This is a genomic window from Hydrogenophaga palleronii NBRC 102513 (genome assembly GCF_001571225.1).
In the GTDB taxonomy this organism is placed as follows: domain Bacteria; phylum Pseudomonadota; class Gammaproteobacteria; order Burkholderiales; family Burkholderiaceae_C; genus Hydrogenophaga; species Hydrogenophaga palleronii.
Genome location: NZ_BCTJ01000050.1, coordinates 1 through 20724, shown reverse-complemented (window position 1 = coordinate 20724; position 20724 = coordinate 1). Strand labels below are relative to the sequence as shown.

Genomic DNA, 20724 nt, shown 5'->3' with positions numbered 1-20724 from the left:
GGGGGGGACGTCAGTTAGCGTGCCCGCTCGTGCTGAATGGCGCTGCGGCAGCGTTCGATCTGGTATGTCAAGAGCTAAAGAAATGCGCGCCAAAGGCAAGAACACGTCGTCAACGACGGAGGCGTGATGAACTTCCTGTTCAGCTGCTGAGGCCGTTCAAGCCGCTCCCTGCGCAATTGCCACAAGCCTGCAGGCCTCTTGCAGCTCGGCCAGAAACGTCGATTGTTTCGCCTGCATGATGTCCTTTCGGGCGCCTACGATGAGGGCCATCGGCGGTTGCCCCTTCACCTCCGGCAACGCCATGGCCAGCGTGGCTCGATTGGGTAGGGGGTAGTCCACCGTCGCTGCCCATCCCTGAACGCGGATCGCGGCCACTTCTTCCAGCAGCTCGCGCGTCGACACGCGGTTGATCGGGTCTTCCTCCGCATTCGCATGCCGCGCTATCTTGAGCACCTGCGAATCGGACAGGGCCGAGAGCAGGATCTTGCCCACGGCGGAACGGCAGACGGGACGCAACACGCCGACCGGGTAGCGGATTCCTTCCGCGTTCTTCCCCGCCAGGCTAAGGATAAAGCGCACATGGACGCCCTGCCGAAGTCCGATCATCACGGTGTGCCCTGTTCGCTGGCGCAGCCGCTCCATCACGGCCACCAGGCTACCTTGCCCGAACAGCTCGTCCTGCAGCCATGACCCCAGCAGCATCACGCGCAGCGTGGGCGAGTAGGTGCGCTCGGTGGCTTCGAAGCGCAGATAGCCCAGCGTAGCGAGGCTGGACAGCAGCGCCGAGGTGCTGGATTGCGGAAAGGCCAAGGCGTTGGCGACCTGCATCACCGTGGCCGAGGGAACGCCTTGCGCGAAGTACTCCAGGATTTCGAGAACGCGGCGGGCGGATTTAATGGTGGGGTTTTCCGTCGCATCCGGGCTCGCCAGGAGGTCATGGTGGTGTGCCATAGGATCAGGGATTTCACTAAGAGAAGAGAGTGTGAATCATCACATATGTGATGCCATGCGAAAATGCGAGACCTAGACTGGCCGCATGAAACAACTTGCTGCGCATGGGCCGCTGCACGGCGTACGCGTCGTGGAAATGGCGGGTCTGGGACCGGTGTCGTTCACCGGGATGCTGCTGGCCGACATGGGTGCGCAGGTCGTGCGAATTGCGCGCCCCCGCCATGCAGACATGGAAAAAGGCGCCACACTGCGCAGCCGCACGCAGATCACGCTGGACTTGCACCTGCCCGATGAGCAACAGCAGGCACTGACGTTGCTGGAGCATGCCGACGTGCTGCTCGAAGGGTTCCGGCCCGGTGTCATGGAGCGCCTGGGTCTGGGTCCCGACACGCTACTCGCCCGCAACCCGCGCCTGGTGTACGGCCGCATGACGGGCTGGGGCCAGCACGGCCCCCGCGCCAGCACCGCGGGGCACGACATCGACTACATCGCAATCACTGGTGCGTTGCACGCCATCGGCACGCAAGATCCCGCCGTTCCACTCAACCTCGTCGGCGACTACGGCGGCGGCGCGCTCTACCTCGCAATGGGTGTGCTGGCTGCGGTCCTGCATGTTCGCTCGGGTGGGGCCGGCCAGGTGGTGGACTGCGCGATCTGTGACGGCACCGTCTCGCTGCTTTCGCTCATGCACGGTCTGCGCCACGCCGGCCTCTGGAGAGACGCCCGGCAAAGCAACACGCTAGACGGCGCCGCACCCTTCTACAGAACCTACCGCTGCAGCGATGGTCAGCACATCGCCGTAGGCGCCATTGAACCCCCGTTCTACCGCCAATTGCTGGAGCGCCTGGGGCTGAGTGGATCCCTGTTCGCCGACCAGCACGATCGCGCCGGCTGGGCCGAGCAGGCCCGCACCTTGCAAGCGGTTTTTGCCCAGCGCACTCGCAACGAGTGGACTGAGTTGTTCACCGGAACCGATGGCTGCGTGGCACCCGTGAACTCACTCCAAGAAAGCCTGTACGACCCCCACCTGCAATCGCGCACTGCATTCATAGAGGTGGCAGGCGAGATGCAACCCGCGCCGGTTCCCCGCTTTGCCGCCACGCCGTCCCGCGCAAGTCCCGGCCACACGTCCGATGCCCGCCAGGTGCTGCATGCATGGACGATTGAGCCCACCCTTCACCGTTCCCGCTGACCCGTCAAACCACCCAAGAGGAGACAACTGCCATGATGTCAAAAGCTCAACGAATCTTCAGCGCATCCTTTGCTGGCCTGTGCTTTCTCTCGACCAGTCTGGCCACTGCGCAGGCATTCCCGAGCAAGGTCGTGACCCTCGTCGTTCCATACCAGGCTGGTGGCAGCCTGGACGTTATCGCCCGGTCCATCGCCAACAAAGTCTCTAAAACCTGGGGACAGCCCGTGGTGGTCGAGAATCGGCCCGGCGCCAACGGCATGATCGCCACGCAGTCGGTCATCAAGGCCCCGGCGGACGGTCACACCATTCTGTACCACATCACCGGCATCATCCAGAACCCCTTGCTCTACAAGAGCGTGTCGTACGAACCTCTCGTCGACGTAGCACCCGTCATCCAGATCGGCGGGCAGGCCATGGGCCTTGCCGTGCCGGGCAAGGGCACCATCACGTCGTTGGACCAGTTGGTGCAGGACGGCAAAGCAAAGGCGGCCAAGGGCCACACCTACGGCTCGGTGGGCGTGGGCCACACGGGCCACATCTGGTCCGAGCTGCTTGCTTCGGAAAAAAAGTTCCAGGCCACACATGCTGCCTACAAAGGTACCCCGGCGCTGGTCATTGATGTCGTTGCTGACCGCATCGACTGGGCGTTCCTCTCGTCTGCCGAGGCCGTCGTCCGCGTCAGCGACAACTCGGTCAAGATACTTGCGGTCACAGGCACGGATCGCGTCAAGCAATTGCCCGGCGTGCCCACCATGCGCGAACTTGGCTACCCAGGCTTCGAAATGGTGGGCTGGCACGGCCTCTTCGTGCCCGCGGCCACTCCCAAAGCCGTAGTGTTGAAGATTGAAAACGATGTGCGTGCCGCGCTTGCCGATTCCGAGCTCCAGAAGGTGCTCGAAACCCAGGTCATCCAGAGCACCGGCATCGGCGCCGAAGAGTTCAGCAAGGTCATGCGCAACGACCAGGCCCGCTGGGCCATGCTCATCGAGCGCTTCAACCTCCAGGCCGAATGAACGTGCCCGCCCACATGAAAGCCTGGTTGAGCCATTTCCCCGGCGGTCCGGAAACGCTGGTGTTTGACGATGTGCCTTTGCCCAAGGCCGCCGAAGGTGAGCTGCTGGTGCGCGTGAAGGCGGTGGGCATCAACTACCCGGACGGCCTGCTTATCCGCGACCTGTACCAGGTGAAGCCCGCACGCCCTTTTGCACCGGGAGGCGAGCTGTGCGGCATTGTGGAAGGCGTGGGCTCGGGCGTGTCCCGCTTTCAGGTGGGCGACACGGTGTTGGGCCGCTGCGGTTGGGGCGCGATGGCCGAATGGATCGCGCTCTCGCAGGAACGCTGCGTCCGCATCCCGCCCGGCTTCCCGCCCGCCGAGGCGGCGGCGTTCCTCTTCACCTACGCTACCACCTACCACGCCCTGCACGACGCGGCACAGCTTCAGCCCGGCGAAACCCTGCTTGTGCTCGGTGCCGCCGGTGGCGTGGGCTCGGCCGCCATCGACCTCGGCCGCGCGGCGGGTGCGCGCGTGCTGGCCTGCGCGTCGAGCGAAGCGAAGCTGGCCTTCGCGAAGTCGTGCGGTGCGGTGGACGGGCTTGTCTACGACGCCGACCTCCAACCTGGTGACGCCCAGAAAGCGCTGGCCAGGCAACTGAAAACCCTGGCCCCCGAAGGTGTTGACGTGGTGTTCGACCCCGTTGGAGGCGCCTATGCCGAACCCGCGCTGCGCAGCCTTGGCAGTGGCGGGCGCTATCTCGTCGTCGGCTTCACCGCCGGCATTCCCCGCATGCCGCTGAACCTCACCCTACTCAAGCGCTGCCACATCATCGGCGTGGACTGGCGCGCCTTCGTCAACGAAGAGCCCGACGCCAACGCACGCAACGTGGACGCGCTGCTCTACCTATGGGCGCAACGCCGCATTCAGCCCCAGGTGACCGATGTGTTCGACATGGCATCGGCCCCCGAAGCCATCCGCCGGATCGAGTCCCGCAGCGTCATGGGAAAGCTCGTGGTTCGACTGCAGGATTGATGGCATCGTTCATTGACATCCATCACATCCATGATGCATCACTATGAACCTGGCAACTACATTGCCTCCATGATCACACCCGCCATGCCCACGGCCAACCGGCCGAACAAGACCGCCGTCACCATCGTCGAGACCGGCGACACCCTCACCCACGGCCAGTTGCACGAACGCTCCGCGCGGCTCGCCAACTTTCTCGCCGAGCGCCATGCGCAGGGCGAAGTCATTGCCGTGCTGCTGAGCAACCGGCTTGAATACTTCGAAGCCTGTTTCGCCGCGCGGCGAGCGGGCCTCTACTACGTGCCGGTAAGCACCCATCTCACCAGCGGGGAACTCGCGTACATCCTCGAAGACTCCGGTGCCCGCGTGCTCATCACCGAGGCCGCCTTCTCGGGGCTGATCGACTCGCTCGACGCGGCCCGGCGTGATGTCTTGGAGATGCTGTTCGTCGATGCGCCGGCCTACGCGGGCATCGTGTCTCAGGGTTCGGTGCCCGAATTGCCTGAACGCACACTGGGGCTGGACTTCGCGTACTCATCAGGAACCACCGGCCGCCCCAAGGGCATCCGCCACGCAATGAGCGGTGACAAGGCACTGATGCAGGCCATGCAAACCGCCAGCTGGACTTCGTTCTTCAACTTGGACCGCCACAGCGTATACCTCTCCCCCGCGCCGCTGTACCACGCGGCGCCACTGCGCTTTTCCATCCGCTGTCTGGCCAACGGCGGCACCGTCGTGTCCATGCGCAAGTTCGATGCCGAGCGGGCGCTTGCCGCCATCGAGGCCCACCGCGTGACCCACTCGCAATGGGTGCCCACTATGTTCGTTCGCCTGCTCAACCTGCCGGCGGCAACGCGACAGAGCTACGACCTTTCCAGCCACCGGCAGGCCTTGCACGCGGCCGCCCCTTGCCCCATTGAAATCAAGCGGCAGATGCTCGACTGGTGGGGCCCCATGCTGTGGGAGTACTACACCGGTTCCGAGCGCGCAGGCGCCACCGCCATCTCGGCCGCCGAGTGGCTGCAACACCCCGGCTCAGTGGGCAAGGCAGTGCAAGGCCATCTGCACATCGTTGATCCGCAGGCGAGGGAATGCGCGACCGGCGCCGACGGCCTTGTCTGCTTTGAAGGTGGTCCCCGCTTCCAGTACCACAACGACCCCGCCAAAACTCTGGAAGCCCACACCCCGCAGGGATGGGCAACCTTCGGCGATATCGGTCATGTGGATGCGGACGGGTACCTCTACCTAACTGACCGGCGCGCAAACATGATCATTTCCGGCGGCGTGAACATTTACCCGCAGGAAGCCGAAAACGTGCTGCTTGAACACCCGCTCGTGCACGACGTGGCCGTCATTGGCGTGCCCCATGCCGACTTCGGCGAAGAGGTGAAAGCGGTGGTCGAACTCAAAGACCCCGCCCAGGCCTCTGACGACACCGCCGCGCTGTTGGTGGCGCATTGCCGCAAGAGCCTCTCCCACGTGAAATGTCCGCGCAGCGTGGACTTCGCCACCGCCTTGCCGCGCAGCGAAACCGGCAAGCTGCTAAAGCGCCTTGTGCGCGATCAGTACCGCGCGGCCGCTGCTGCTGTTTCCCTCAAATCCTCTCCCCTCTGAACCAGGAATTCTTCCATGAACTTCGAGCTCACCGAAGCGCAACTCGACCTGCAACACCGCGCCAGAACCTTCATTGAAATCGAGGTGCTGCCCGATTACCGAAATTGGCCAGTCACCGCCGCCGAATACAGTTCCGAGCTCACCACTCGGCTCAAGAGCAAGCTGAACGAATACGGCCTGAGCAAACTCATCGTGCCCAAGGAGTTCGGTGGCCAGGGCCTGGGCGCCATGGAAGACGTGATCGTGCTCACGGAATTCGCCAAGGCGCCCCGCCGCATGCCCGGCGGCCCCTTCGCGCCCTGGCCCGTGCTGTACAAGGCGCCCGAGCCGATCCGGAAGAAATACTTGTACCCTGTGCTCGAAGGCACAACCGGCTGGTCCATGTGCTTCACCGAGCCGGAGGCCGGTTCCGACCTGGCGCGAATCCAGACCACCGCCGTGCTCGATGGCAACCAGTGGGTCATCAATGGTACCAAGATGTGGCGCACTGGCCACCACGGAGCCTCCTACACGGCCGTTGCCGCAGTGACCGACGCGAGCAAAGGCTACAAAGGCATTAGCGTGTTCTTGGTGGACAACGATGCCCCTGGCTTCGAGAAGACGCGCGACATTCCGGTGATCTCGCGCACCTGGGGCATAGAGCAGGAGGTGAAGCTTGACAACGTAGTCGTGCCTGCCGAAAACTTGCTTGGAGAGGAGGGCGCTGGCTTTGAAATCGCGCAGCACCAGTTCAATCGCTTCCGCATGCGTCTGGGCGGCCTTGCGCTCGGCATGGCCGAGCGCAGCCAGCAGCTCGCCGTGGAATACGCCACCGGCCGTGACGTGTTCGGGGGCAAGCTGAGCGACAACCAGGCCATTCAATGGATGCTGACGGACAACCACTTCGATACAGAATCCATCCGTTGGAACACCTACTACGCAGCGTGGATGGTGGATCGGGGCGGCTACAACAACTCGCGGCTCCAGTCGTCCACCGTCAAGGCTTACTGCATCGACGCGGGTCTGCGCGTGGTGGACCGCTGCATGCAGATCCTGGGCGGCCGGGGCCTGGCGCTCGACGACTACCCTTTCGGGGACTTCTACAACCACTTGCGCATGTGCAAGCAGATGGAGGGCTCCACGGAAATCATGAAGATGGTGATGGCTCGGGAGATACTGGGGAAACGATCGGCCTGAAATGAACGGTTGGCCTGGCAAGGGCATGGTTGTGCCCTGGCCAGGTGGGTTCGTGTAAGCATCAACCAGCCTCCAACTTGTCGTTGCTTGTGGCGTGGCGCAACTCGGGGCGCTCAGTGTTGTCGTAACGGCGGCCACGGCGCACTCCAGCCCAGCGCGAGCCGCTTTTCCTTGCCAGCGTACCGGTACTTTCAGCGCCAGAGCTTGCCGCCGGTGGGCGCCACCTCAAGGTAGAGGCCGCCACTGTCGGTCAGCCGCGCGCGGGGTTTGTCTTGGGGACATTTCGCGTTCTTGCACGCGGTGTCGGTGAGGGCCATGGTGGGGGAATCTCCTGGCAGACGGGGGACTTTGTCCGTCTGTGCCCCCAACTTTGCCCCCTCCATGCACTAGATGTCAAAGGACCACCTAGGAGGACTAAGGGCGATTCCCCCAATGAAAAAGCCCACTTACGCGGGCTTTTTGGACCAGTTTGGACCAGCTGGGACTGGTGTGTGGCGGAGAGGGTGTCTGCCATAGATGCATTCCAACCGGTCCGAAATTGTCCAGTCTGAACACGATCTCCCTATGGGGCCTGTTGTCGTGCTGTCCAAGCTCGTCCGTTCCAATCATCTCCAATCCAAACCTATATGGTAGAAAGGATGGTAGATCAAAAATCTGAGGATTTATGGCCAGAAAAGCAAAGGAACTCTCAGCGCTAGAGGTGGGGCGTCTGAAGGAAGCGGGCCACCACGCTGTGGGTGGTGTGGCGGGACTGTACCTGTACGTCAATGAAGCTGGGGCGCGTTCGTGGGTGCTGCGCTTCATGGCCGGCGACAAACGCAGGCACATGGGGCTGGGTGGTTTTCCAGACGTCCCTCTGGCTCACGCCAAGGAGAAAGCCCGGCAGGCGCGTGACGATATCGGCAGGGGGATCGATCCCATCGCTCAACGCCAGGCGGCTATCAGCCAACTGCGTGTACAGCAGATGAGCGAGAAGACCTTCGAGCAAGCAGCCACGGCCTATATCGAAGCCCACGGAGACACCTGGAAGAACGCCAAGCACCGCGCCCAATGGGAAGCCACCTTGAAGACGTATGCCTATCCCATCATGGGCAAGCTGCACGTGCGTGATGTGGGCCAGGAGCAGGTCCTCAAAGTCCTGGAGCCCATCTGGAAGACCAAGAATGAGACGGCTTCCCGAGTGCGGGGACGAATCGAAAGCGTCTTGGACTGGGCCACCGTGCGTAAGTACCGCAGCGGCGAGAACCCGGCCCGTTGGAAAGGCCACCTCGATCATCTGCTGGCGGCACCCAGCAAGGTCAAGAAGGTGAAACACCACCGAGCCTTGCCCATCGATGAGATGTCAACATTCATGAAGGAGCTGCGCCTACGCGAAGGCATGGCCGCGCGAGCGCTGGAATTCACCATCCTGACTGCCGCACGAAGTGGTGAAGCGCGGGGAGCTTGCTGGTCAGAAATGGATCTCGACGCCGGCATCTGGACCGTACCCGCCGAGCGCATGAAGGCTGGCAAGGAGCACCGGGTACCGCTCTCGGCCGCGGCGTTGCAACTTCTCAAGGCCTTGCCACGGCTGGAGAAGGGGGAGCAAATCTTTTATGCGCCGCGTGGCGGGCAGCTTTCCGATATGTCGTTGACGGCAGTCATGCGGCGCATGGAGGTCGATGCCGTGCCCCATGGATTCCGATCCACTTTCCGCGACTGGGCGGGTGAGCGAACGCAATACCCAAGAGAGCTGGCTGAACAAGCGCTCGCGCATGTGCTAGACAACAAGGTCGAAGCGGCCTATCGAAGAGGCGATGGCTTGGAGAAACGTCGCCAGATGATGACGGAATGGGCAAAGTTCTGTACTCTAAAATTTGATTAATCTTCTAGACACGCTGCACGGAGCGCGCAACTAACTGTTGAAACGGGCAGGAGGTTGGCTGCGGGCACGCGATGCCGGTGATCGGCCTTAAGCAGCCCAATATTTATTCAAACTTCCACACCCATGGCTGTAGACAATCCAAAGTATCCCCGCCCGCCTCGCACTGAACTCGGGCTTGAGAGATTTGCATCTATCATGTTGGGAAATTTAGATAGCTGCTATCAGCTGCTTCTAAAAAAAGATGGGCGCAATATCCCGTTTGATAAATTCATGATGATGATCGGGCAAAGTGTTCACCCAGATACGGAGGACCCGATGGAGATGGTGAAGCAAGCCTTCAAGGCGGATGTTGCTGTTGATGATCGATATATTGCTGAGCTTGCATTAGGTCCAATCATAGTTGCTACTATTTTTATCCTTAGGGCATTGGGTGAATGGAAAAAGGAAAGCGACATCAATAAAGCATGGTCGTATATGGCTGACGGCTGTTATTGGGCGGGAGTGGCAGTTGCTGGAAAAGGGATGGGTGTCGCTAAAAAGCAAGATGACCGAGAGCTGGCGTTAAAAGGGGCAAAGGGTAAAAAGGCGATTTACGGGAAAATACAAGAACACGCATTCACGCTTGCGCGCAATAATCGTCCTCCACTCAAGGGTTGGCGATCGCGTCTTCAGGCTGCCGAGAATATCCATGCTCAAGTCAACGAGTATGTCATGAAGAACCACGAGCATCTTCACCCCGTAAAAGTGGCGACCATCTACGACTGGCTTGGATTAATGCCAGAGCGTGCACGGTTGTTCTCGCCAAGTCTCTCGAAAGATGAGATTTAGTTCCCTTGTCCTTGGTTGGACTTATATGGCGCCCCAAGGGCGCTTTTTTTTGCCCAATTTCTTCTTCGCGTTCCGGTTTGCTCAGCACACGCCGTAGCAAAGAGGTCCCAGCATGGGCAAACTAGGCTTATCGAGTTCAAATGAAAGGATCTCTCGATGGCCCATGAATATGAAACTTACCGCAGGGATCGTTTCCACACGATTCCCACGGCTCCCCATCTTGAACGCGGGAAGCAGCCAGCAGTGACGGCCGGCGCTTCACGCACATCGTATCACCCGATCAAACTTATCCGGTTGCCAGACTTGCGCAAGCGGTTGGGCAATATCGGGCGATCGACGGTGTATGACTGGCTCAACCCCAATTCACCGCGTCACGATCCCAGCTTCCCGGTCCCGATCAAGCTGTCATATACAGGCGGTGCTATTGCCTGGATAGAGAGCGAGATCGACGAATGGCTTGCTGCGCGCGTTCGAGTGCGGTGACTACCATGCACGCGATGAGTGCAAACCACCCTGTCGCATGTGCGCGTTCGCCATTCGCACGACCGAAGACGTCCAAACCCGTCGCAAGCTCGTTGCGCGCTCGCTGAAGTCTGCTCCGGCCCAACGTGCATCGCCTGCATCGCTGGATTTGAGTTGGATTTAGTGGTTATCTTTTTTTGACCCTTGATCGAATGACACAAGTGCGTACATCGATTGAGTTCAAAAAAGAGCCAAACTGGTCTTGATTTGCTGTTGTTGACAGAGAAACTCGTCTCGATAACACATGAGTGAATTAAGGTTATTCTATTTATTAAATATCATCTATTAGATGTTGTTCAATGTCCTGAGTGATATTCGATCAATACTCTGCGATGTATTCAATATATTTATCGCTTGAAGTTGTTTTTTACCTCAAGCATTCTCAGTGAGCTGATCTGAATGCCCTGCCTGATTTGAATGTGCTTTGAGTTGAGTGCATCAAATGATTCAACGGCTTTACATTCAGATGGGTTTCCTGAGTCGAGCCTATGCGGCACATAGGGCGCGAGTCCGCGCCGCATGGATGTTGATTAACAGGGCAGGCCTGCCCTACACATGTACCGTTAGCATACAGGAAACATCATGATCGATAGAAAACTAAATCGGCTTTATAGCGCTGTAGATGAAGCACTTGCAGGAGGCTTACTCCCCTCGAAAGATGGGTTTATCTCTTTGAATCACTTCCCCAAGGAGTTGGTGGTTGAAGGAGTTGAGTTGTGCATGCCTGTGCCGTTCCAGCCAGAGTTCCATCTTCTACACAAATGCGCCAAGTTGATCGGGTTGACCACTGGGGTCCCCTATGCCGATCAAGGAAAGATAAAAGGTGACATCTCTACGGACCTGAAGGCCGCCTTGCCCACAGTCATCGCAACGGTGCAGCACATTGACAAACACCACCATGGATGGGTCGATGTCTACAGCCCTTCGGTGGCATTGCTGATAGACGAGTTCAAGCGCCTGGCTGGTGACAAGTACATGTACAACAAACCGGAGGCACTGGTCAGAAGGCCGTCAGGGCGACCGGGGGAATTCAAGTGGGTGCGCGTTTCTCATCTCATCAACGAATTCATTCTGCGCGTCCGCAAGACCTTGCACAGCAAGAAATTCAGGAGCAGGGAGGCGAACTGGCTGGGTGAATACAGGAGGCGTATGGAGAGCACGAAAGCGTATGTGCATGGCCTCTTTGAGCTCCATTCCAAGTTGCTGGTGATTCGCATTGACCTATACCAGGAGAAATTCAAAGGCGACGAACTGTTGCGGCGTTGCGAGGAAGGAGGCTGGCAGGCCCCGGCGAGCGAGTTGGAGGCGCTTCAGGGCAAGGTGGATCGGTTGTTGAACAACCGCAGGCACAACGCCATCTTCGAAGAGTGCGTGGGCTTCATCATCAAGCTGGAGTACGCGCCGATCAGGGGCTGGCATGCGCATGCCATATTCTTTTTCAATGGCCAGGTGGTGGAGAACGACGCCTACTACAGCGTTGCCATTGGCAACTACTGGGTGGACATCATCACGCAGCACGAGGGCGCTTACCGAGCTGCGAATCGAGCTGAGAACAAGCGCCAGTACCGATATTGCGGCATCGGGATGGTCGACCACAGAGACGCCGCGAAGCGCGACTCTCTGATCAACAAGGTCATCGACTATATCGCCAAGAGCGATTTGCATGTGCGCAGCAAGGGCTACGCGGGCCAGAAGCTCTTTCGCAAGGGTGTGCTGCCCAGGAGGCCAGCGCGCCGACTGGGGAGGCCCAGGCTCACCGCAGTCCAGGCACCTTCCGCTGCGGCCTACCCGCTAGTCGTCAGTCTTTGAGTGGCGTGCCATCGGCACGCTGAACACCTCCGTTTTGATTGCTTGGGCCGTGGCGCATCCATCGCCCGAGCGCTTCTTTCTTCTTTGATCACCATGAACAACTATCCTCTCAATCCCATCAACTCGTTTTACTGCGCCATGCCGCCGCAGGTGGCGCCACCTCCCCATCCCATGCGCGCCTTGAAGTTGCACCATGCGCTGCCACCCCTGATGCAGCGCACCGCCTGGGAACTTCACACCCGCTCCGGCATTTCGCTGGAAGCGGTCATTCCCTTGATGTTGGGCGTCGCGGCCTTTGCCTGCCAGGGCGTGGCCAACGTGAGGCTTCGCCCGGATCGACCAACCCCTCTCTCCCTGTTCGTCACCCTCGTGTCGGAACCCGCCAACGGGAAGTCCGAGATGCTCAATCTGCTGCTGAAGGTAATCTACCAGTTCGAAGCTGAACGCAGGGCCGAGCTCGCAGCCGCTGGAGATGCGGACACCGATTCCCAGATTCTTTTCAGCAACATGTCAAAGGAGGCGCTGCCTCAAACGTCGGGTTTGATCGTGGAAGAAGAGGGTGAAGAATTCCAGAAGAGTCCGGTGGGGAAGGCTTTTCCGAACCGTTCGAAACTGTGGGATGGACGCCTCTCCCGGGTGAACCGTGTCTCTCGTGGCGCGCAAGTGGGCGACCACGTGCGTATGGGGATGGTGCTGACTATGCCGCCGGGTCCTTGGCAGCAGTACATCCAACAGTATGGGGGCCGCTTGCTGACTTCGGGCTTGGGGTCGCGTGAATTGGTTGCAGAGGTCTTTGGGATGCAGGAGTCGCAGTACACCGAAGAGCGAATGCGCATGGGACCGGCGAAGGTGTTGCCTGAATGGGAGGATCGCCTGCTGGCCCTGTTGCGGCAAAGCGTGTGGACCAGCGATGAGGTGGGCACCTTGCCCCTTCTGCACTTGACGGAAGAGGCCAAGCGATGCTGGATGCAAGTGGGTCGTCGTTGCGAATCGATGGGCCAGCATGAGGTGCCTCTGCCGATGAAACCCCATGCATTGCGGTTTCCGCAGATGGTGGGCCGCGTGGCGGCGGTGCTTCACCTCATCGAAGGCTCTGCGGGCTTGCTGACGGCAGAGATGATCGAGCGGGCGAGCGTGATCTGCGAGTATTTTCTCAATGAGGCTATGCGCATGCTGCTGCCACCGCCCACGGTGCCCCAGATCCAACTGGATGCGCAGGTCTTGGAAGGGCTGCTGTACCGGCAGCCGGGAGCTCGGATGCCCAAAAGTCAGCTGCTGTCCTTCGCGGCGTTGGAGATGTCCAGGCCTCGTTCGGAAAAGGCATTGCAACTACTGGTTGCCTCTGGGTGGGTAGTGCTTTCAGGGGCAGGGCGCAGCACCGTCGTTCACGCGGTGACACCTGCGGTGATCCCACGTTGAACGTTGAAGCGTCGCCATTCTTGGAGGTGCCACCATCTGGTGCGGATTGCTGACATTCGTTCCTGCTGGTGATACCTCTTTCCCCAAAGCGACGCTTCGAGTTGCGCGCTAGGGCCTAGTAGCAGGCCCTAGGCGCCATAGCGCGCCGCGGACCGCCAGCCGGTGGGGACGCATTTGGCTGTCCAGTACAGCCGCACCGAGACGGCCGGCTGGCCTGTGATGTTGAAGCGGGGTAAAGGGTAGATCGGCACGGCGATCACTTCCAACGACCACGCTGCAGTTCTTTTCGTGAACAGGATCCTGCCCTAAAAACCTCTGAGATGCAGAAGGTTGACGCGTTGTGATGCGAATTGCCCCGGTCCGGAGGACATCCAAACTCATGCAGTCTCAGCCGGATGCCAAAAATCGACGGTCCGCCTTTCACCGACCAGGGAACCTACTTTTTCTGCTATCTCCAAGTGCGCAGGATGTTGCTGGTACGCCTGAAGTGCTTCCAGATCGTTGAACTCCGTGTAGAGAACAACGTCCGCAGTGTGCGGACTTTTGACGACGTTGATCCCTACGCGCAAGTTTTTCACGTAGGGAACTTGGCCGGGAAGTGACTCCAGCAAGTCTCGGATCTCTATCAGTTGTGCCGCCTTCTCGGTATCGCTCAGCCAGCGGCACCTCGTTGACCCGCAACGCGGGTGATGACTCACCGATTTGTCCATTGGGGACGACAAAAATAACATGCGCGCTCCGCCGCGCCACCTTGCTCGCCACTGGTTGGATTGTTGATGGTGGCCATCTCCCAGGAGTTGGGAGGGCACCTAGGTGTGAAGCGCCAAGAGGCTATTTCTTGATGAGCTGATTCTGGAGATGGGCGCGAAGCCGCCAATGCCGCTGTGCGGGCGGTGCCAGTTGTAGTGGTGTTGCCAGCTTGCGAGGGCGTTGGTTCACGGTTCGTTTTTAGTATCGATTCGGTGCCCGATCTGATAGGTTTTTTTGAGCACTCTGCACACGACATCACACAGATGTTGTGCTTGCTGCGACGGCGCGTGGCGGCGATTCCAAACGGCCTCAATCGCGAAGCGCGGCACCCTCTTCATGGGTCGCCACAGCAAATCATCGCTTTGCTGCGCGGCGATGGCCGTCAGCCCATCCACAAATGTGATGCCCACCCGCTTAGCCACTAGAGATGCCGCGGTCTGACCCGAGCGCACTTGTGCACGCACGACCGGCCGACGCGTTAGCCCACTCAGCCATTCTTCGATGACGCGTCCTTGTAAGGTGTCGGGCTGAAAAGCCACCAGTGGCTCCTCGGCTACGTCGCGCGGAGTCACCCACTTCTTCTGAGCCAGCGGATGCCCAGCGGGAAACAGGCAGACCATGTCCCAATGACCGATGGGGCGCGATTCGAACAAGGGGTGCTCCATCGTGACCGACGAAAACACTAGATCCACCTGTTCCGCCAGCAACACGTCCATCTGCTGCTGAGCGCGGGACAGCACTTCCAGGGACACCGCTGCATCCGGCAGAGTTTCTAGTAGCGCGGCAATGCCGCTGGGAACGACTTCGATCCCCATGTTGGGGCTGCATGCGACACGCAGCACGGAGTAGGCCCCGTGTTTGAGTGATCGCGCGAACTGCTGGATCGACTCCACCCCGCGGAACGAGCGCTCGATTTCGGTGTTCAAGGCCAGCGCCTCGGCCGTGGGCCGGATGCGGCCCTGAGAGCGTTCGAACAACGGCACGCCGAGCTGGACTTCCAGATGGCGAGCGGCCCGGCTCACGCCCGGTTGCGATATGTGCAGCGCCTGCGCGGCCGCGGTGAAGGAGCCGGTCTGCATGATGATGCGGAACATCTCAATCTGTCTGACTTTCATGGGAGCAGTTTAGCAAGGCATAACCAAATATCATGACCTGTGACTATGTTGGTACTTCAGTGTATGCCTGAGTCTGCCTACGATTAGCACTCCAAGGCAATCAAGTAGACACGGAGACGAAATGAGACAGGAAGTTGTGAAGGCCGATGTGACCGTGGTGGGTGGCGGTCTGGCAGGTGTGTGTGCGGCCGTGGCCGCGGCGCGTTTGGGCAAGAAGGTGTCGTTGGTGCAGAACCGTCCCGTGCTTGGTGGCGTATCCAGCAGCGAAGTGCGTGTGTGGGTGGGCGGCGCCACGGGCCTGTCGCACAACCGATATGCCCGTGAGTCGGGCATCGTCGGCGAGATGCTGGTGGAGAACCAGTACCGCAACCCGGAGGGCAACCCGTACATCTGGGACCTAGTGGTGCTGGAGAAGGTCAAGGCCGAGCCCAACATCAGCTTGTTCCTCAACACCGACGTTCACGAACTCGACGCCACCGGCGCCGAGGGCCAGCGCACGATCACTGCCTGCACCGGCTGGATGATGGGCGCCGAACGCCGCATCCGTTTCGAGAGCCCGCTTTTCATCGACTGCACGGGTGACGCGCTCATTGGTTTTCTGGCGCAGGCGCAGTACCGCATGGGGCGCGAAGCCAAGGCTGAGTTCAACGAGATGTGGGCGCCGGAGCAGCCCGATGCAATCACCCTGGGTAGCACCATCCTGTTCCACACGAAGGACGCGGGAAAGCCGGTGGAATTCATCGCGCCGCCGTTCGCACGCGATATCACACAGACCACGATTCCGCTGCACCGCATTCTGTCCACAGGGGACTCCGGTGCGCGCTACTGGTGGATCGAAACCGGCGGCGAGATGGACACCATCCACGACGACGCGGCGATCCGTGATGAACTCTGGAGCGCGATTTACGGCATCTGGGACTACATCAAAAACTCCGGCAAGTTCGATGCCGATAACCTCACGTTGGAGTGGGTCGGTTCATTGCCGGGCAAGCGCGAGTCGCGTCGACTGGTGGGCGACCACATGCTCACGCAAACCGAAGTGATCGCGCAAGAACGGTTCGACGATCGCGTTGCCTACGGTGGTTGGATGGTGGACCTACACCCCACCAAGGGTATGTACGACACACGTGGCGCAGCACAGAACATGTACGGCAACGGCGTGTTCCACATTCCCTATCGCAGCCTGTACTCCGCTAACGTAGACAATCTGCTGTTCGCCGGGCGCAACATCAGCGCCAGCCACGCGGGCTTTGGCGCTACGCGCGTCATGGCCACCTGTGCGGCCATGGGCGAGGCGGTTGGGACGGCAGCCGCGCTCTGCCTACAAAAGACGTGCACACCCCGCAATCTGGGTACCCAGCACATCCGCGACCTGCAGTTGCAGTTGTTGAAGCAGGACGCGCCGGTCATGGGCCTGCGCCTCGTGGACACGAACAATTTCGCCACCCAGGCCCAGGTGAGTGCGTCTTCGTGGCAGCGACGCATGGCGGTGGAAGATGCCGCGGCGGCTTGTTCATTGGAGCGCGATCTTGCTTTCGTGCTGCCGATCCATCCGGCGCTCGAGCGCATCGAACTGCTGGTGAGCGCGAGCAAGGCCGCTTCAATGCAGATCGAGCTTTGGGCAGTGGAGCGCGAAGAAAACTACTTGCCGCACTCGCAGGTCGCGCAGGCGACGGTGCAGGTCCAGCCAGGCGAGCACCAGTGGATCGACGTGCCTCTGACCTGGAAGCCCGATGCTCCGGGCAACGCCTGCGTCATCGTGCGCGCGGTCGACGGCGTGAGCCTGCACACCGACGAGCATGCCCACACTGGCACGCTGTCCTATGTGCACAAGCCCGAGCCGGTACCCAACCAGTTTCACCCCGATGGCACCGACGCCTACCCACCCGGCGCGCTCGAATGGGACATGAAACCCCTGCTGCGCCGTCCGCTGTGCTTCCGCGCCTTCCCGGATACACAGGCCTTTGAACCCGCGCAGGCGAACAACGGTCTGGCACGCCCCTTCGGGGGGCCCAATCTCTGGCAGTCGGCTCCATTGGCGAGCGAGGCCCAGAGCGAGGCCTGGATCGAACTGGCATGGGAAAGCGCGCCCACCATTCGCGACGTGTCGCTGACGTTCAACGCCGACGTCAACGAACACCTGAACAACCTGCACAAGTTCACAACACCGTTTCGCATCTTTCGCGATTTGGTGCGCGACTACCGCATCGACGCGCACGTCAACGGCGTTTGGCAGACCCTGCTGCGCGAGACAGGCAACCGTGCGCGGCGCCGCGATCATACGCTGGACCCGCCCGTGCAGGCCCAGGCCCTTCGTCTGGTGGTCGAGGCCACCAACGGTGCACCGAGCGCCCAGGTGTTCGAGATCCGCGTGTATTGACGCGCAGGACGTAGCGCTTCAAATTGAAAAACCAGGAGACAACCATGAAATTCGTATCATCTCGTTGGGCGCTTGGCGCCTTGATCGCGGCCAGCACCCTGCTCTCGCACACCGCGTTCGCACAGGACGGGGGCTATCCCAACAAGCCCATCAAGATCGTCGTGGGCTTCGCAGCGGGTGGTCCAGCGGACATTCTGGCTCGCATCGTGGCCGACACCGTCGGACCGGCGTTGGGGCAGGCCATCGTGGTCGAGAACAAGGCAGGTGCTGGCGGCACCATTGCAGCCACACAAGTCGCGAAAGCGCCTGCTGATGGCTACACGCTGATGCTGGTGTCCAGTGGCCATACAGGCAACGGAGCCTACTACGGCAACCTGCCATACGACACGGTCAAGAGCTTCACTCCCATCGGGGGCGTGGCTTCAACGCCGGTGGTGATCCTGGTCAACGCCAACTCGCCCTACAAGACGCTGCAGGACATGGTGGCCGATGCGCGCAAACACCCCGACAAGCTGAACTTCGGCACCGGCGGTGGTGCCACTCTGACCAACTTGGCCACTGAACAACTCAAGAGCGATGCCAAAGTGGACGTCAAGGCTATCGCCTACAAGGGCGGCAGTGCGGTGCTGACGGCGGTGCTGACCGGGGAAATCGAAGCAGGAGTCGATACCGTTTCGAGTTCGATGGAATTGGCCCGCTCAGGCCGCGTGCGCATGCTCGCCGTGACCTCCGCCAAGCGCTCGGCTGTGGTGCCACAGGTGCCCACGGTGACTGAGAGCGGCGTGCCAAAGTTCGACATCACCGGTTGGTACGGCCTGATCGCACCCGCCGGCACCCCCCCTGCGGTGGTGCAAAAGCTCAATACGGAATTGAACAAGGCGCTGGCTTTGCCTGCGGTGCGAGAAAGGTTGCAAGGGTTGGGCGCGGAAAGTATGGAAGGCACACCCATCCAATTCGGCCACTTTATGGAAAGCGAAACTACACGCTGGAGTGCGTTGATCCAGCGCCTGAACTTGCGCGCGCAGTGAGGCAACCCCGGTATCAAAGTTGCCAAGCATTGTGTGGTGGTCAGCGATAGTTGGATTGACGAATGCTTGTATTCTTCTTTTCAGTGGAGGACATGCAGGCAGACCGAGGCCGGTCGCCGCGTGGTGGCGGGCCTGGCCGACGAGGTGGTGCAGCGGCTGCGCGGCTACGAGGCGGCGGGTGAGCGCCAGGTGTTCGTGATGTCCATCGGGCACCAGATGGACCGCGTGGAGTGCGCACCCGAGGTGCTAAAGCTCGTGCTCGACGACATGGTGACCGAAGCCGGCGTGCAACCCATGCTGCACGCCCAGGTGTGCGACGTGGTGCGCGAGGGCGAGCGCATCCACACCGTGCGGCTGCTCACCAAGAGCGGCGTGATCGACGTGCACCCGCGCGTGGTGATCGACATCTCCGGCGACATCGACGTGCTGCACCGCGCGGGCGCGCGTTTCCTGTCGGTGGAAGAGGGCGACGCCCTGCAACCTGCGACCATGATGTTCCGCTTCGGCGCGATCGACTTCGATCGTTTCGACGCGACCACCCCCGCCGAGACGAAAGCCCTGGCGCGCCAGGCTTTCGAGAGCGGAGAACTGGCCCGCGCCGCGCTGCATTCCTCGCGCGACCCCTATTCCAGCGACGGCTGGTTCAACATCAGCCGCCTGGGCATCGACGCGACCGACGCCACGGCGCTGAGCCAGGCCGAGATCGAAGGACGGCGGCAGGCCAGGAAGGCCGCGGGCTATCTGCGCCGCGCCCTGCCGGGTTGCGAAGACGGGCGGTTGCGGGCGTTGGTCAGGCAGGTCGGCATTCGCGAGACGCGCCGCGTCGAGGGCGAACACGTGCTCACGGCACAGGAGCTTACGCAGCCGGTGGTGTTCGCCGACGGCATTGCCTGCGGCGCGTACCCGATCGACATCTATCCCGCTGCCGGCGGCGAGCTGATCTATTCGTCGATGGGCGACGACCACGCGTACCAGATTCCCTACCGCAGCTTCATTCCCAAAGGCATCAGCAACGCGCTGGTGGCCGGGCGCGGCATCTCGGCCACGCACGCCGCGCTGGCCTGCGAAGGCGAGGGCGCGGTGAACGTGCGCAGCGTCGACGCGGCGCGGCTGCGCGATGCGCTGGTGGCCGGTGGCGCATTGGTCGACCCATGAACATCGACGGACACACCGGGCTGATCGCCCACATCGGCTACCCGACGCACACCTTCAAGTCGCCGATGATCTACAACCCGTACTTCGAGTCGGCGGGCATCAACGCCGTGGTGGTGCCCATGGGCTGCCGGTCCGAACACTTCGTGCCGGTGCTGCGCAGCTTCTTCGCGCTGGAGAACGCGGTCGGCGCGCTCATTACCATGCCGCACAAGGCCACCACCGTGGGGCTGCTGGACGACAGCAGCGTGGCGGTGAAGGTGGCCGGTTCGTGCAACGCCGTGCGGCGCGATGCCGATGGCCGCCTGGTGGGCGACATGTTCGATGGCGAGGGCTTCGTGCGCGGCGTGCGACGCAAGGGCCTGCGCCTGCAGGGCGCGCGCGCCCTGGTGGTGGGCAGCGGCGGCGTGGGCAGCGCCATTGCCGCGTCGCTGGCCGGTGCCAGCGTGGGCGCGCTGGCGTTGTTCGACGCGAACCCCGCTTCGGCCCGCGCGCTGGTCGAGCGGCTGCGCCAGCACCACCCGGCGCTGGAGGTGTTTGCGGGCGACAACGACCCGCGCGGTTTCGACCTGGTCGTCAACGCCACACCGCTGGGCATGAACGCCGACGACCCCCTGCCACTGGACGTGGACCGCCTTTCGCCCCACACCTTCGTGGGCGAGGTGGTGATGAAGGCCGAGATGACACCGCTGCTGCAGGCCGCCACGGCTCGGGGCTGCGCGGTGCAGATCGGCACCGACATGCTCTTCGAGCAGATCCCCGCGTACCTCGAATTCTTCGGCCTGCCCACGACCACGGCCGATGCGCTGCGCGCTGGCGCGCGGCTCGCGTACTGATATCCCCAACGGAGCCTACCCATGAGCGACCTGCTGACCCTGACCGCCGGTGGACGCGAGCCCTT

Annotated in this window: 18 protein-coding genes and 1 pseudogene; 14 read left to right on the top strand and 5 right to left on the bottom strand. The window is 61.3% G+C overall.

Annotated elements, in window-relative coordinates; all coding sequences use genetic code 11:
* Positions 1-156: 156 nt before the first annotated feature.
* The gene (locus HPA01S_RS20785; protein ID WP_066273121.1) at positions 157-951 is read right to left on the bottom strand and encodes an IclR family transcriptional regulator; all 795 of its coding nucleotides are present in this window, start codon (positions 949-951) and stop codon (positions 157-159) included.
* A gap of 85 nt (positions 952-1036) precedes the next feature.
* Here HPA01S_RS20785 and HPA01S_RS20780 point away from each other — a divergent pair, with 85 nt between their 5' ends.
* The 5 genes from HPA01S_RS20780 to HPA01S_RS20760 all read left to right on the top strand — a co-directional run bounded on the left by HPA01S_RS20780 (position 1037) and on the right by HPA01S_RS20760 (position 6956).
* Positions 1037-2143, top strand: a complete 1107-nt coding sequence (locus HPA01S_RS20780) for a CaiB/BaiF CoA transferase family protein (protein ID WP_066273120.1) — start codon at positions 1037-1039, stop codon at positions 2141-2143.
* A 32-nt stretch (positions 2144-2175) separates the two neighbouring features.
* Positions 2176-3156 carry a Bug family tripartite tricarboxylate transporter substrate binding protein gene (locus HPA01S_RS20775; protein ID WP_084360873.1) on the top strand — a complete coding sequence of 327 codons (981 nt, stop codon included), beginning with the start codon at positions 2176-2178 and terminating at the stop codon, positions 3154-3156.
* On the top strand, positions 3153-4169 hold the full coding sequence (locus HPA01S_RS20770) for an NADPH:quinone oxidoreductase family protein (protein WP_245638713.1): 1017 nt from the start codon (positions 3153-3155) through the stop codon (positions 4167-4169). Before HPA01S_RS20775 ends, HPA01S_RS20770 begins: the two co-directional genes overlap by 4 nt.
* A gap of 69 nt (positions 4170-4238) precedes the next feature.
* Positions 4239-5780 carry an AMP-binding protein gene (locus HPA01S_RS20765; protein ID WP_066273124.1) on the top strand — a complete coding sequence of 514 codons (1542 nt, stop codon included), beginning with the start codon at positions 4239-4241 and terminating at the stop codon, positions 5778-5780.
* Positions 5781-5795: 15 nt separating this feature from the next.
* Positions 5796-6956: an acyl-CoA dehydrogenase family protein gene (locus HPA01S_RS20760; RefSeq protein WP_066273118.1), complete on the top strand. Its 1161-nt coding sequence runs from the start codon at positions 5796-5798 to the stop codon at positions 6954-6956.
* 191 nt (positions 6957-7147) lie between these two features.
* Here the strand turns inward: HPA01S_RS20760 and HPA01S_RS23255 are convergent, their stop codons facing one another.
* Positions 7148-7273, bottom strand: a complete 126-nt coding sequence (locus tag HPA01S_RS23255; protein WP_174525312.1) for an Arm DNA-binding domain-containing protein — start codon at positions 7271-7273, stop codon at positions 7148-7150.
* A 347-nt stretch (positions 7274-7620) separates the two neighbouring features.
* Between HPA01S_RS23255 and HPA01S_RS20755 the strand changes: the two genes are divergently transcribed.
* The 5 genes from HPA01S_RS20755 to HPA01S_RS20745 all read left to right on the top strand — a co-directional run bounded on the left by HPA01S_RS20755 (position 7621) and on the right by HPA01S_RS20745 (position 13398).
* Entirely contained in the window at positions 7621-8820 is a 1200-nt protein-coding gene (locus HPA01S_RS20755) for a tyrosine-type recombinase/integrase (protein ID WP_066273116.1), read from the top strand.
* A gap of 123 nt (positions 8821-8943) precedes the next feature.
* Positions 8944-9648 (top strand): hypothetical protein, encoded by a 705-nt coding sequence (locus tag HPA01S_RS23250; RefSeq protein ID WP_157085121.1) that lies wholly within the window; start codon positions 8944-8946, stop codon positions 9646-9648.
* Positions 9649-9804: 156 nt separating this feature from the next.
* Entirely contained in the window at positions 9805-10131 is a 327-nt protein-coding gene (locus tag HPA01S_RS22865; RefSeq protein WP_084360872.1) for a helix-turn-helix transcriptional regulator, read from the top strand.
* A gap of 621 nt (positions 10132-10752) precedes the next feature.
* Positions 10753-11979, top strand: coding sequence for a YagK/YfjJ domain-containing protein (locus tag HPA01S_RS20750; protein ID WP_084360871.1), 1227 nt, complete (start codon positions 10753-10755; stop codon positions 11977-11979).
* A 93-nt stretch (positions 11980-12072) separates the two neighbouring features.
* On the top strand, positions 12073-13398 hold the full coding sequence (locus HPA01S_RS20745) for a DUF3987 domain-containing protein (protein WP_157085120.1): 1326 nt from the start codon (positions 12073-12075) through the stop codon (positions 13396-13398).
* A 377-nt stretch (positions 13399-13775) separates the two neighbouring features.
* On the opposite strand, the gene HPA01S_RS22860 is transcribed toward HPA01S_RS20745, so the two are convergent.
* The 3 genes and pseudogenes from HPA01S_RS22860 to HPA01S_RS20735 all read right to left on the bottom strand — a co-directional run bounded on the left by HPA01S_RS22860 (position 13776) and on the right by HPA01S_RS20735 (position 15263).
* Positions 13776-14129 carry a Dabb family protein gene (locus HPA01S_RS22860; protein WP_084360869.1) on the bottom strand — a complete coding sequence of 118 codons (354 nt, stop codon included), beginning with the start codon at positions 14127-14129 and terminating at the stop codon, positions 13776-13778.
* Positions 14130-14207: 78 nt separating this feature from the next.
* A pseudogene (locus HPA01S_RS23245) lies at positions 14208-14327 on the bottom strand (integrase core domain-containing protein); the annotation flags it as partial.
* A 6-nt stretch (positions 14328-14333) separates the two neighbouring features.
* Positions 14334-15263, bottom strand: coding sequence for a LysR family transcriptional regulator (locus tag HPA01S_RS20735; RefSeq protein ID WP_084360868.1), 930 nt, complete (start codon positions 15261-15263; stop codon positions 14334-14336).
* 67 nt (positions 15264-15330) lie between these two features.
* On the opposite strand from HPA01S_RS20735, the gene HPA01S_RS20730 reads away from it, so the two are divergent.
* The 4 genes from HPA01S_RS20730 (at position 15331) to HPA01S_RS20715 (ending at position 20659) form a co-directional block, all read left to right on the top strand.
* On the top strand, positions 15331-17643 hold the full coding sequence (locus tag HPA01S_RS20730) for an FAD-dependent oxidoreductase (protein ID WP_370671004.1): 2313 nt from the start codon (positions 15331-15333) through the stop codon (positions 17641-17643).
* A 44-nt stretch (positions 17644-17687) separates the two neighbouring features.
* Complete coding sequence (locus tag HPA01S_RS20725) at positions 17688-18671, top strand: Bug family tripartite tricarboxylate transporter substrate binding protein (RefSeq protein WP_084360867.1); 984 nt, start codon at positions 17688-17690, stop codon at positions 18669-18671.
* Between the two features lie 66 nt (positions 18672-18737).
* Positions 18738-19826, top strand: coding sequence for an FAD-dependent oxidoreductase (locus HPA01S_RS20720; RefSeq protein ID WP_245638712.1), 1089 nt, complete (start codon positions 18738-18740; stop codon positions 19824-19826).
* Positions 19823-20659 (top strand): shikimate dehydrogenase family protein, encoded by an 837-nt coding sequence (locus HPA01S_RS20715; RefSeq protein ID WP_066273097.1) that lies wholly within the window; start codon positions 19823-19825, stop codon positions 20657-20659. Before HPA01S_RS20720 ends, HPA01S_RS20715 begins: the two co-directional genes overlap by 4 nt.
* The last annotated feature ends 65 nt before the right edge of the window (positions 20660-20724 follow it).